The 13,012-nt window shown below is 43.9% G+C and carries 13 protein-coding genes and 1 tRNA gene; 10 read left to right on the top strand and 4 right to left on the bottom strand.

Going from position 1 to position 13,012, the window contains the following annotated elements; all coding sequences use genetic code 11:
• Positions 1 to 3 precede the first annotated feature (3 nt).
• The 10 genes from FTT87_RS00410 to FTT87_RS00365 all read left to right on the top strand — a co-directional run bounded on the left by FTT87_RS00410 (position 4) and on the right by FTT87_RS00365 (position 9,775).
• Positions 4 to 2,784, top strand: coding sequence for a nitrate reductase (locus tag FTT87_RS00410; RefSeq protein WP_180080929.1), 2,781 nt, complete (start codon positions 4 to 6; stop codon positions 2,782 to 2,784).
• Positions 2,781 to 3,407 (top strand): molybdenum cofactor guanylyltransferase, encoded by a 627-nt coding sequence (locus tag FTT87_RS00405; RefSeq protein ID WP_180043099.1) that lies wholly within the window; start codon positions 2,781 to 2,783, stop codon positions 3,405 to 3,407. Before FTT87_RS00410 ends, FTT87_RS00405 begins: the two co-directional genes overlap by 4 nt.
• Before the next feature lie 133 nt (positions 3,408 to 3,540).
• Complete coding sequence (gene moaA, locus FTT87_RS00400; RefSeq protein ID WP_180043098.1) at positions 3,541 to 4,593, top strand: GTP 3',8-cyclase MoaA; 1,053 nt, start codon at positions 3,541 to 3,543, stop codon at positions 4,591 to 4,593.
• Between the two features lies 1 nt (position 4,594).
• Positions 4,595 to 4,846, top strand: coding sequence for a MoaD/ThiS family protein (locus FTT87_RS00395; RefSeq protein ID WP_131274261.1), 252 nt, complete (start codon positions 4,595 to 4,597; stop codon positions 4,844 to 4,846).
• Position 4,847: 1 nt separating this feature from the next.
• Complete coding sequence (locus FTT87_RS00390; RefSeq protein ID WP_180043097.1) at positions 4,848 to 5,381, top strand: molybdenum cofactor biosynthesis protein MoaE; 534 nt, start codon at positions 4,848 to 4,850, stop codon at positions 5,379 to 5,381.
• A gap of 84 nt (positions 5,382 to 5,465) precedes the next feature.
• Positions 5,466 to 6,389 (top strand): bifunctional molybdenum cofactor biosynthesis protein MoaC/MoaB, encoded by a 924-nt coding sequence (gene moaCB / locus FTT87_RS00385; RefSeq protein ID WP_131274259.1) that lies wholly within the window; start codon positions 5,466 to 5,468, stop codon positions 6,387 to 6,389.
• Positions 6,386 to 7,627 carry a molybdopterin molybdotransferase MoeA gene (locus FTT87_RS00380; RefSeq protein ID WP_180043096.1) on the top strand — a complete coding sequence of 414 codons (1,242 nt, stop codon included), beginning with the start codon at positions 6,386 to 6,388 and terminating at the stop codon, positions 7,625 to 7,627. Before moaCB ends, FTT87_RS00380 begins: the two co-directional genes overlap by 4 nt.
• Positions 7,628 to 7,641: 14 nt before the next feature.
• A complete protein-coding gene (gene modA / locus FTT87_RS00375; protein WP_180043095.1) occupies positions 7,642 to 8,400 on the top strand; it encodes a molybdate ABC transporter substrate-binding protein in 759 nt (252 codons plus the stop codon).
• A 33-nt stretch (positions 8,401 to 8,433) separates the two neighbouring features.
• The gene (gene modB / locus FTT87_RS00370) at positions 8,434 to 9,117 is read left to right on the top strand and encodes a molybdate ABC transporter permease subunit (protein ID WP_180043094.1); all 684 of its coding nucleotides are present in this window, start codon (positions 8,434 to 8,436) and stop codon (positions 9,115 to 9,117) included.
• Position 9,118: 1 nt separating this feature from the next.
• Entirely contained in the window at positions 9,119 to 9,775 is a 657-nt protein-coding gene (locus FTT87_RS00365; protein WP_180043093.1) for an ATP-binding cassette domain-containing protein, read from the top strand.
• A gap of 81 nt (positions 9,776 to 9,856) precedes the next feature.
• Here FTT87_RS00365 and FTT87_RS00360 read toward each other — a convergent pair whose 3' ends face one another.
• From FTT87_RS00360 to cysS, 4 genes are all read right to left on the bottom strand, one after another.
• Positions 9,857 to 10,243, bottom strand: a complete 387-nt coding sequence (locus FTT87_RS00360) for a carboxymuconolactone decarboxylase family protein (protein ID WP_092819349.1) — start codon at positions 10,241 to 10,243, stop codon at positions 9,857 to 9,859.
• 291 nt (positions 10,244 to 10,534) lie between these two features.
• Entirely contained in the window at positions 10,535 to 10,987 is a 453-nt protein-coding gene (locus FTT87_RS00355) for a universal stress protein (protein WP_131274254.1), read from the bottom strand.
• Between the two features lie 286 nt (positions 10,988 to 11,273).
• Positions 11,274 to 11,349: transfer RNA gene (locus FTT87_RS00350), tRNA-Gly, on the bottom strand.
• A 65-nt stretch (positions 11,350 to 11,414) separates the two neighbouring features.
• The gene (cysS, locus tag FTT87_RS00345; protein ID WP_180043092.1) at positions 11,415 to 12,836 is read right to left on the bottom strand and encodes a cysteine--tRNA ligase; all 1,422 of its coding nucleotides are present in this window, start codon (positions 12,834 to 12,836) and stop codon (positions 11,415 to 11,417) included.
• Between the last annotated feature and the right edge of the window lie 176 nt (positions 12,837 to 13,012).

The raw sequence follows: 13,012 nt of genomic DNA, 5'->3' as shown, positions 1-13,012 counted from the left end.
TCCATGAATAGTATTCCCGTTATGGAACTGCATAGCTCCACAGAAATAAATACCAAAATCACCAATACCACCTGTCCCTATTGTGGGGTAGGTTGTGGTGTCACTGCGACTGTGCAGGACACTGCTTTAGGGCAAAAAGTGTCGGTTGCAGGGGATGTTAATCATCCATCCAACTACGGGAAACTGTGCATTAAAGGCAGTAATCTGGCCGATACCCTGGGGCTTGAAACACGCGTTCTTTATCCTATGCTGGGCAGAAAAAATCAGCGTGAAAAGACCGATTGGAATACTGCAACGGATTTAATTGCCAATAAGTTTCAGCAATGCATTGATCAATATGGTCGTGACAGTATTGCCTTTTATGTGTCCGGGCAATTGCTGACGGAAGACTATTACGTAGTGAATAAGTTCGTTAAAGGTTACCTCGGTACAGCCAATATCGATACCAATTCACGACTCTGCATGTCTTCCGCAGTTGCGGCACATAAACGTGCTTTCGGTGAAGATATTGTACCGGCAAGCTATGAAGATTTTGAACATACCGACATGGTGGTGCTGGTGGGTTCCAATACCGCATGGTGTCATCCGGTATTGTATCAACGCATCATGCAAGCCAAAGAGCAACGTGATCTGTTTGTGGTGGTGATTGATCCGCGCTTTACCAGCACCTGTGAAGCAGCAGACTTACATTTGCCGATTTTACCGGGGCAGGATGTCAAGTTATTTAACGGCTTATTGCAATATCTATCGCAAAATGGTCATGCTGCCCCAGATTTTATTGCTGCACATACCCACGGCTTAGAGCAAGCTTTGATCCACAGCCAAACTGAATCGTCCATTGAAGATGTCGTGGTACGTACCGGTATTTCACTGGAAAAACTGCAAGTTTTTTATCAGAAATTTGCCCAAACTGAAAAAGTAATGACTCTGTTTTCCATGGGGGTGAATCAGTCTTCACAAGGGGTAAATAAAGCCAATAGCATAATCAACTGCCATTTATTCACCGGAAAAATTGGCAAGCTCGGTGCAGCGCCATTTTCCATGACTGGTCAGCCGAATGCGATGGGCGGTCGTGAAGTCGGTGGATTGGCCAATATGCTGGCAGCACATTTAGAGCTGGAAAATGAAAACCATCAACAGCTGGTGCAAAACTTCTGGCAAAGTCCCTATATCGCCAAGCAGGCTGGGTTTAAGGCGGTTGATCTATTCCATGCGGTAGAAAGTGGCAAAATTAAAGCCATCTGGATTATGGCCACCAATCCGGTGGTGAGCTTACCCGATGCCGATCAGGTCAAACGTGCCTTAGACAAGTGTGAATTTGTGGTGGTGTCCGACATTTGCCAAGACACCGACACTACACAATATGCCGACGTGCTGTTACCGGCTTTAGGCTGGGGTGAAAAAGATGGTACAGTCACCAATTCTGAACGCCGTATTTCCAGACAGCGTGCATTTTTAGAAGAGCCAGAACAGGCTAAAGCCGACTGGTGGGCGATCAGTCAGGTCGCAAAACGCATGGGCTTTAGCGGTTTTGATTTTAACAATAGCCATGACATTTTTCTGGAACATGCCCGTTTATCGGCACATCAAAATGCAGATTTAAGCCAGTGCGATATAACGCCATATTTCCGCTATTTTAATTTAAACGGCTTAACAGATTTAACCTTTAATCAATATGATGACCTAAAACCGGTGCAATGGCCGGTCTGGACTAAACATCAGGCAGATGGTTGTGTAGCGCGACTTTATTCCAAAGGTCAGTTTAGTCATGCGGATGGCAAAGCCCAATTTATTGCCATTAGCGCAGTTAATCCCGTCAATCAGGTGTGTAGCGAATTTCCTTTGGTGCTGAATACCGGGCGGATTCGTGACCAGTGGCACACCATGAGCCGTACCAGTTTATCTGCCAATTTAAGTAGTCATCGCGCAGAGCCATTTTGTGAAATCCATCCACATGATGCCTTGAAATACGGGGCCAAAGATGGCGAGCTGGTGGAAGTCAAATCGAAATGGGGGAGTTGTATATTACGCGCCACAGTCAGTGACAACATCCGTCGTGGACAGGTTTTTGCACCGATTCACTGGAATGACCAGGTCGCGTCCGATGCACGGATTGGCAAAGTAGTCAATCCGGTGGTGGATGCCATTTCCGGTGAGCCTGAATTTAAGCATACCCCAGTCATCATCCAGCCATTTTACAATCAGTGGCAAGGCGTCCTCTATGTACGTCAGGGCTTTGAAAAGATTGTGCAATCATCCATTCAGAATATGGTGTGGTGGACCAAAATCATCACCGCCAAGGCTGTGCGTTATGAACTGGCCGACCGTAAAAAATTTACCCAGACCACAGAGCAGTTAAAAGAGCTATTACCATTTCAGGATGAAAGTTTTGAATGGCTGAATATTGAAGATCAGACTGCCCATATCAGTCACAGTGTGGTGCTGAAAGATGGGCATTTGATTGCTAGCCTATATATTGCTCCCAAGGCTTTATTGCCTGATCGTGACTGGGTCGCCAGCCTGTTTAAACGTGAACGTTTAAGTGCCATGCACCGCAAGGCATTACTTGCCGGACAACCGATGTCGATGGCAAATAATGAAGGTCCATTGGTATGTAGCTGTTTTAAGGTGGGTAAAAACCGCATTATTGAAACCATTAAAGAAAAAAATATAACCAATGAAAAACAGGTCACTGCCTGTTTAAAAGCGGGCGGTAACTGTGGTTCATGTCTGCCTGAAATTCGTGGTCTGATTAAAGCCTGTCAAATGGAGGCGGTAGAATGAGAAAAACCTTAAAAAATGCTGTTTATCCGAGCACCGATCTGGTGATTTTAGCCGGGGGGCAGGCACGGCGCATGAATGGCATCAATAAGCTGTTGCAGAAATTTGATGACCAGATTCAACTGATCAAAATCCATCAACAGCTAAAATCCGATGTGGCACATGTCTGGATTAACAGTCACCGGGATGATTCGATTTACCAGAAAATCATTCCCAGTATTGATTGCTATCAGGATGATGAGAGCGGCTTTTTAGGTCCACTGATGGGCATGAAAAGTGCCTGGGCACATGTACAGGCCGACTATGTGCTATTTGTCCCTTGTGATGTGACCTATATCCCTTCACGAGTTCTACTCAAGTTGCATCAAGCTTTGGCCAAAAACAGTCTGGCAGAGGTGGCTTATGTGGAAATCAACGGCAAGGCACTCTATCCATTTTGTCTGCTTAAACGCAGTAGTCTACCTACCTTCATCAGTCATCTCGAACAAAAACAGCGCAGTCTAAAACACTGTTTTGCCGACTTGCACGCTCAAGTGGCAAGTTTTAAAAATCGTGCCCTGTTTTTTCACAGCATTAATTCACTGGATGAGCTACAGCAGCATCAACAACTTAAATTTCTGCATTAAAACTGAATCTTTTGCCTTTGGCACAAACTTGGAACACTTATTGCAATTCTAACAATAACAAGATTGGGCACTTTAAATCTTGCGCACAATTGCTGTGCGGTAACAGGAAGTTGCTCGAAGATGGATGTTCAACATGAATATGATGACAGAACTTGAAACCGAAGCGCGTTTTGTCGATCAGTTTGGTCGCAGCAAGCGCAAATTACGAATTTCAGTGACCGATCGCTGTAATTTCAAGTGTATCTATTGCATGCCGGAACACCCTGAATGGATGAAAAAACACGATTTGCTCAGTTTTGAACAGCTTTATCATTTTTGTGATTTTATGGTGCGTCGTGGCATCGAATCTATTCGCATTACCGGTGGCGAACCTTTAATGCGTCAAGGCGTGGTGCATTTTATTGCACAACTACAACAGCTAAAAAAGCTGGGTTTAAAACGCATTTCCATGACTACCAATGCGCATTATCTTGGACAATATGCACAGGCTTTAAAACAGGCCGGACTGGATGATTTAAATATCAGTTTAGACAGTCTGGATGCACATCAATTTAAACAGCTGACACAAAAAGAGTTATCTCCCGTACTGGAAGGAATTCATGCAGCACAAGCGGTAGGTCTGCCAATCAAGATCAATTGTGTATTGATGAACGGGATCAATGACAATCAAATTCTGCCTTTGGCACGCTGGTCGGTTCAGCAAAAAATTATGCTGCGTTTTATCGAATTTATGCCCCTGGATGGTGACCGTAAATGGTCATCAGAACATGTGGTCAGCGAACAGCAGATTTTAGATAGCCTGAGTACTGAATTTACTGTAATTCAACAGCCAGGTGATTTATCACGCTCCAGTTCAGAGCCGGCACGACAGTATTTTATGGATGGCCATCCGCTTGGAATCATATCCACCATCACCAATTCATTTTGTGGAACTTGCGATCGTGTCCGCTTAACCGCACAGGGTGAATTTTATAATTGCCTGTTTGCTCCTCAAGGCCTGAATCTAAAAACTGAAATTAAAGCCCTGGGTTGTTCTGAGCCTTTGAGTGTGCTGAGTTTGCATGCCGTGTTATCAAAATATATCTGGAACAAAGAATCAGGTTATCACGCCATAGCACAACGTTTGGAAAATCAGCGCATGAATAAAAGCAGCCGAAAAATCAGCATGCACATGATAGGAGGTTAAGATGCCACAGATCAAAATTAAAATTGAGGCCTTTGGTGCGGTAGAACGCCAGTTACCGGAAAATCTGGAAATGATGTGTAGCCCATACAGCACGGTTGCTCAGGTACTGGCTCAAGTAGGGCAAGATTATCCGGCAGCGTTTGCCATGATTGAACGCTGTGCCTGTGCCATCGGTGAAGACATTATTTCACGCCAGACGCAATTAAGCATCGACAGCAGGCTAGTGCTGTTATCGCCAGTGGCAGGAGGCTGAAATGACGTTATTGAAAACATTTTGCAGAATTCAGGATACTGCCTTAAGCTTGGACAGTTTTGACCCGATCGAACATTTTCCCGAGTGTGGGGGAATTGGCGTATTCATCGGAACCGTGCGTAATCATCATGAAGGTAAAGCGGTTAAAGCGCTGAAATATACCGCCTATGCACCCGTGGCGGAAAAAATGATCCGTCAGATCGAACAGGAGATTCAGGCCAAATATGCGGTGTCCTATGTTCGGGTGATTCACCGGATTGGGGCTTTGGCTATTGGTGAAAAAGCCATTATTGCCATGGCCTATGCGGCCCATCGCCGCGAAGCCTTTGCTGCCTGTGAAGAAGCGGTGGAACGGGTCAAACATGAAGTTCCGGTATGGAAAGAGGAATTTTATCTGGATGGCAGCAGTCAATATGTAGAAGGCTGCTGTATCCGTAAAGATACAGCGGAGCAGGTGCATGTCCATCATCATGCAGATAAACAATATGCAGATAAACAACCTGCACACGGTGATCATGCCCATTGCCATCATTAAAAACAGTTTCATCTACTGAGTGAACCCGGGTAGATGTCAGTCAACAGCAATATTTAAAGTAAAAATGAATTCAGGAAATATGCAATGAAAAATGTCGGGATGAAAGCAGAAAGTTACCGGACTGCAGTAGCCACAGGGATTTTGCATGCACCGCCACATTGCATTGAATTATTACGTCAAGGCAATACTGAAAAAGGCGATGCCTTGAAGACAGCACGGATAGCAGGCATTTTAGCTGCGAAACGCACCGATGAGCTGATTCCACTGTGTCATCCGCTGCCGATTTACCGTGCCGATGTGGAATATGAACTGTTCGATGCCCATGTCGAGATTATTGCAACCGTAGAAACCATCGGTCCGACCGGGGTGGAAATGGAAGCCTTAACCGCAGTCAGTCTGGCCGGTTTAACGCTGTATGACATGTTGAAACCGCATTGTGAACCGGAAGATTTATGCCTGGATCAGGTCAAGTTACAAAAGAAAAAAGGCGGCAAATCCCATTTTACCCGTGTATTAAAAGAAGCGCTGCCTGCGTCTATCATTGTGTTGTCCGATACCGTTGCTGCAGGAAAGAAACCGGATACGGCAGGACAGAATGTGCGGGAAATTTTGCAGGAAGCCAATTTTAGCGATATTGCTTACCATGTCATTCCTGACAGTCCGGAACAGTTACTGGCCTTGATTGAACAGCAAAAAAATGACTATCCGCTAATTTTAACCGTTGGGGGAACGGGTCTGGGACCAAAAGATTTAACCGTGGAAACCCTGCAGCCTTTATTAAAACGTGAAATTCCCGGACTGATGGAAGCCTCGCGCAGTTTTGGCCAAAAGCGTACGCCTTATGCGGCTTTAAGTCGCGGTGTAGCCGGTTATATTGATAACAGTCTGGTAATGACTTTACCGGGTAGCCGTCAGGGGGCGAAAGAATCGTTGATTGCAGTCTTGCCGGCATTGGTACATTTATTTGATGTCCAGAAAAATATTCCCCATCCAGGGGGGTACCAATGAATAGCATCATGTCTGGATGTGGAGCAGAGCATGGCCTGATTACGGTAGATCAGGCCCTGGATTTAATTTTGCAGCATACTCAGGGACTGGCCACGGAAAGTCTGGAGTTAAATGGGGCTTTAAACCGCTATTTGGCGCAAGAGGTTTATTCTGCCATTAATCTGCCCTTATTTTCGCAAAGCGCTGTAGATGGCTATGCAATTTGCGCCCAATCTGCCATTGAGCCGCATAGCGAATTTAAACTGATCGGTGAAATTCAAGCCGGACATTCGTCCGAATTACAACTTAAGGCAGGGCAAGCCGTACGGATTTTTACTGGCGCCAAAATTCCCTATGGAACCACCACGGTGGCACGTCAGGAAATCGTCAAGCTCATCGATTCAGGCAAAATCGCAATAGTCGAAAACCTGCATGCTCATGCCGATATTCGCAATGTGGGTGAAGAAATTTCGGTTGGACAATTATTGGCCCACAAAGGACAGTTCCTTTCAGTAGGTGCAATTGCCTCCTTAAGTATGGCAGGCATTCAAAAGGTTGAAGTTTTTCGCTATCCCCAAGTTGCAGTGGTCATTACGGGAGATGAAGTCGCGAGCAGCATCGAGGATTTTGCAGCAGGAAAAATTTTTGATGCCAATGCTCCCCTGATTCAGGCCTGGTTTCAAAATGCAGGACAGCAGGTTGAAATTTTCCATGTGGCTGATACAGAAGATGCCGTGAAAGCCTTAATCCAGGAATTATCGGAAAGCCATGATGTGATTTTAACCACCGGTGGTGTATCCGTTGGAGATTATGATTTTATTCGACCGGTAGCCCTCGATTTGGGTTTTGAACAGCTGTTCTGGAAAGTGAAACAAAAGCCGGGCAAGCCGATGTTCTTTGCAGAATTAACACGCCCTGATCGCACACGTTGTTATCTGCTTGGACTGCCGGGCAATCCGGCAGCAGTTTATGTAGGCATGCAAATTTATACTTCAACCCTGTTAAGGGCTTTGCAAGGACAGAAACAGCAACCGGACTGGTTTAGCGTCGTGTTGACCCATGAGCTAAAAATGGATAGCCGAGAACGTTTTTTAAGAATGTCGGCCAGTTTTGATCAGGGACTGCTCAAAGTCCGGAGCTTGTCCAAACAGCAGTCACATATGCTGAGCAATTTAATGCAGGCCAATTGTCTGGTCAGGATTCCTGCGGGAGCTGCATTATCTAAAGGGCAAATCGTGCAAGGTCTGTTTATTCACTGAGAAGGAAAATATCGATGAAAAAATCCCTGTTTTTAGCAGCGTGTTTGTCAGTTACATTTTCCTCTACCTATGCAGGCACGGTAAAAATCTACGCAGCAGCCAGTCTGAGTAATGCCCTTAACGACATTAAAAAATTGTATGCAAAGCAGCATCCGAAAACGGATGTTGTAGCAGTATTTGGTGCATCCTCAGCACTTGCCAAACAGATTGAAGCTGGTGCCAGCAGTGACCTCTTTTTCTCTGCAGATCTGGACTGGATGAATTATCTGATTAAAAAGCAATTCATTCATCACAATAGGGCCAAGCCCGTATTGTTCAATCAGCTGGTGGTCATTAGCCCGAAAAATTTAAATATTGCATTTAAGCCACAGCCCAATTTTAATTTTGCCCAAGCCTTTAAAGGGCATTTATGTACAGGACAAATGGAGTCAGTACCTGCGGGTAAATATGCCAAACAGAGTTTGATCAAGCTGAATTGGCTGGCTCAGCTCAAAAGCCGCATTGTAGGAACGGATGATGTTCGTTCAGCCTTGGCTTTTGTAGAGCGGGGTGAGTGTGAGGTAGGCATTGTTTATAAAACGGATGCATTTATTAGCCAGAAAGTGAAAATAATCGGAACTTTTCCCGCAGATTCGCATCATCCCATTATTTATCCGATTGCCTTGACCAAGCAGGGCGAGAAAAATGCAGAGGCAATGCAGTTCGAAAAATTTGTGAAAAGCAGTTCACAGGCAAAAAGCATCTTTCAAAAATATGGATTTCGCATGAATTAATCTATAAATCAACCATAGGGAGATCGCCACGCAATGTTCAGTCCCGAAGAACTGAGTGCCTTATATCTTTCCGCAAAAGTCGCCTTCTGGGCAACGGTCATCTGTTTACCGTTTGCAGTGGCTTTGGCCTGGACATTGGCACGCCATGAATTCAGGCTGAAATTTTTGCTTGAAGCATGTTTGCAATTACCGATGGTGCTGCCGCCTGTGGTCTTGGGCTATTTACTGTTGCTGCTGTTTGGCAATAAAGGCTGGATTGGACAATATCTGAATGCGCTCGGGATTGAACTGGCCTTTAACTGGAAAGGGGCGGTACTGGCATCAATGATTGTGGCATTTCCCTTGATGGTGCAGCCGATTCGCCTGTCTTTTCAATTGATTAACCGGCAATTAGAACAGGTGGCCGGCTCGTTGGGAGCAAGCCCGTTCAGGGTGTTTTGCAGTATTAGCCTGCCTTTGGCACTGCCGGGCATGCTGATCGGGAGCATTCTGTGTTTTAGCCGAAGTCTGGGAGAGTTTGGTGCCACCATTACCTTTGTCGGCAATATTCCAGATGAGACCCGCACCATTCCAATCGCGATTTATTCCTTGCTGCAACAACCCAATGGCGAAGAATTTGCCATGCGGCTGGTGGTCTTATCTTTATTTCTGGCATTTTCAGCCCTGATTGCGAACTATTTTATTTTGCAAAAATATCAACGGAAATTGGGAGCCTGATATGTTGAAATGTGATTTTCTCTATCAGCAGGGTGATTTCAGCCTGAACGTTGAACTGGAGATGCAGCAGCAACTGTTAGGCATTGTCGGAGCATCAGGGAGTGGCAAGAGTACCTTGCTAAAAAATATTGTGGGTTTGCTCAAGCCACAACAAGGCTATATCCAGTTGAATGAACAGCTGTTAATAGATACCCGGCAGAATATTCATATCCCGATGTATCAGCGCAAAATCGCTTTAATTTTCCAGCATGCCTTGCTGTTTCCACATATGAATGTGCAGCAGAATCTACGCTATGCAGAGAAATTAGTAGATAAGTCAGAACGAAAGTTCCAGTTTGATGACATTGTCGAATTGCTGGATTTGACCACCTTGATACAACGTAAGGCCCATCAGCTTTCTGGTGGGGAAGCACAGCGGGTCTCGATTGGGCGGGCACTGCTATCTTCCCCCCATTTATTGCTTCTGGATGAACCCTTAACGGGACTGGACCGTAGCTTAAAACAGCAAATTTTACCGTTTTTTAAACGGATAAAAGAGGAGCTGGATTTGCCAGTGATTTATGTCACACATCATCCCGAAGAACTGGAATATCTGGAAGCGGAAACTTTGCAGTTAAGTCAAGGTCAATTACAGCGCAATTCAATGGATTGCGGTTGAATCAGATCGTCAACAATAAAAATAGCCTAAGCAATTTAAATGCTAAACTGCTTAAACCATTTCTATAAATATCAAATTATATTATTCAGTTTTTTGATATTCATTGATGACTTCAAGTGCAGCACGAAAGGCTTCCTGGGTGGCAGGAGCGCCACAGTAGGGCAAACTGTGTAATAACACTTCCTGAATTTCTTCTACTGTTGCACCGTTATTGAGTGCACCACGAACATGTCCCTTAAGTTCTGTGGGGCTTTTTTGTGCGGTTAAAAAAGCAATGGTGATCAGTGAACGATATTTACGTGGAAGAACGCCTTCGCGTTGCCAGGTTGAACCCCAGGCATGTTCATTAATCCAGTCCTGTAAAGGCTGGGTAAAGGGTACCGTATTGTCCTGTGCACGTTTTACGAAAGCTTCGCCCATGACTTCGGTGCGAACTTTTAAACCATTTTCAAAATCTTGTTGTGACATGTTTTGCTCTTTGAATGTCTATAAAAAATTGTGAACAAAGTTTATGTCTTAATCACGTTTATGCGTATAGGTTTATGGTCGTAGTTTGATGTTTTTTATAGAATCTGCGAGATGATTGCTTGGCTCATGTCTATGTTTTTAAATGCTAATCTAAGTGTTTTAAAATGAGTGCAGCAATAAGGTCAGCTGAGCAGAACACAAATCCTTAAAAGACAGTTTTTAAGCCCAATTGCGTGAAGCCATTAACTCAGAAGTGATAGGTTAATGGCATAAAAAAGCAGAGTAAAAGGGTTATTGGGTATGTTTAACCACAAGCACAGGAACATGACTGGCGGTCAGAATATCTTGGGCAATACTGCCAATGAAGGTTTTTTTCAAACCGGTTCGGCCATGCGATCCAACCACAATCAAATCGGCCTTTAGTTCATCGGCAAGTTCAGCAATGGCCTCACTAGGGGATTGTTTGGCTAAAAGCTTGGTTTCTGCTGGAATACCTGCTTCGGAAAATCTGGCACCTAGCTCGGCCAATATATTTTTAGCATGAGCTTGAGCTTCCATAAAATAATCAGTGACGCCGGGAACATTTTTATAAAAACTGACACTGGTTAAAGGATCAATAATCACTACGCTCACAATGGTCACTTTACTGCCAAAAGCTTTGGCTAACACCATGGCCTGATCAGCTGCGGCTACGGCAATGGGCGAGTCATCGACAGAAACTAGAATGTGCTGGTAATACTCCATGATGCTGTCCTCTTGTTTCAATATTTATTATTTGTTCAAAGCTTAACATAGCCGGAATGTGGAAAGGAAAAAGGATAAAAATGTATCTTTTATGATTTATTATTGAGCCTGTAAATTATTTTAATTAATTTTCTAAACCATCTATGCGAGGGCAAACGATCTTGTGTATTTTACTAAAAAGTTTAAGTGGAACTATCATTATGGGTTTGGCGTATATTCAGCTTAAAACTTAATGAGATTAATAAATAAAAAAGCCCAGATCAATTGATCTGGGCTTTTCATATTCTGGAGCGGGAAAGGAGACTCGAACTCCCGACCCCAACCTTGGCAAGGTTATGCTCTACCAACTGAGCTATTCCCGCAATATGGAAGTGAATTATAGAGAGTTTCTTTTAACTGTCAACTCTTTATGCTTCCAAATGATTAATTAATCAGCACGACGCCAAATAGTGCCTTGACGTGTATCTTCCAGAACCACACCTTGATCCAGTAAAGACTGGCGAATTTCATCGGCCTTGGCAAATTCTTTGGCCTTTTTCGCATCTTTACGTTGCTGAATCAAATCTTCAATCTGTTCTTCAGATAAACCTAATGCTTCCTGACCAATATCAGACTTCAAGAAGTCATCAACATTGTACTGAACCAGACCTAGAATATTGGTAAGGTGACGTAAAGTTGAATAATAAACCGCTGCCTGCTCCTGGTTTTCGTCTTTCACTGCACGGTTGAATTCTTTGTTGATTTCAAACAGTACAGCAATGGCTTCTGCTGTATTGAAGTCATCACGCATAGCAGTATTAAAACGTTCAACCAATGCATCATCCAGAGTTTCTACGGTTTTTTCACCGTAGACCTGCTGATAAGCCTTAAATGAATGATAGAAACGGGAAAGGGCTGTTTTGGCTTCTTTTAATGCCACATCCGAGAAGTTCACTGGGCTGCGGTAGTGTGAAGACACAATAAAGTAACGGATCACTTCAGGGTGGAATTTTTCCATCACATCACGAATGGTAAAGAAGTTGCCTAAAGACTTAGACATTTTTTCGCCATCAACATTAATGAAACCGACATGCATCCAGTAATTCACATACTGTTCATCCGTAGATGCTTCTGATTGGGCAATTTCATTTTCATGGTGCGGGAACATTAAGTCTGAACCGCCACCGTGAATGTCAAAATGATTGCCTAGGCAGCAAGTTGACATTGCCGAACATTCGATATGCCAGCCCGGACGGCCATTGCCCCAAGGTGAAGCCCAAGACGGTTCATTTTCTTTGGCATGTTTCCACAGCACAAAGTCAAATGGATGTTTTTTCTCTACTTCAACATCAACGCGTTCAGATGCACCGGCCTGCATATCTTCCAGTTTACGGCCTGAAAGACGGCCATATTTGGCAAATTTTTCCACTTCAAAATACACATCACCATTTGATGATGGATAAGCAGTGCCTTTATTGACTAGGTTACCAATCATGCTTTGCATCTGGTCGATGTAATCAGTCGCACGAGGGGCTTCATCTGGATGCAGACAGCCCAAGTTTTCAGCATCTTCATTCATTGCTTGAATGAAACGATCCGTTAAAGCTGTAATGCTTTCCCCATTTTCATTGGCACGTTTAATAATTTTGTCGTCAATATCGGTAATGTTACGTACGTATTTTACATTCCAGCCCTGACTGCGCAGGAAACGGATAATGTAGTCAAATGCAACCATCACTCGAGCATGCCCAATATGACAGTAGTCATATACGGTCATACCGCAGACATACATGTCGATATGACCTTCTTTACGAGGTACGAATTCTACTTTTTTACGTTGCTCTGAGTTATATAGAACAAATGGCTGCATAGGTCTTCTAAGATGCTTTTACAAAAGATGGCTCATCTTAACCTAAGCATTTTTTTTCATAAAGTTAAAACGAAAAAATGCAGAAGTTTTTTAGGGAATATAAAACTCGATATGAAAATTTAATGTCATTACTTATGGCTTAAGAAAGCACACTGCTCATGAAAATAATCAGCGAT

The organism is Acinetobacter sp. YH01022, assembly GCF_013420235.1.
Classification (GTDB): domain Bacteria; phylum Pseudomonadota; class Gammaproteobacteria; order Pseudomonadales; family Moraxellaceae; genus Acinetobacter.
This window is presented reverse-complemented; position numbering and strand designations above follow the sequence as displayed.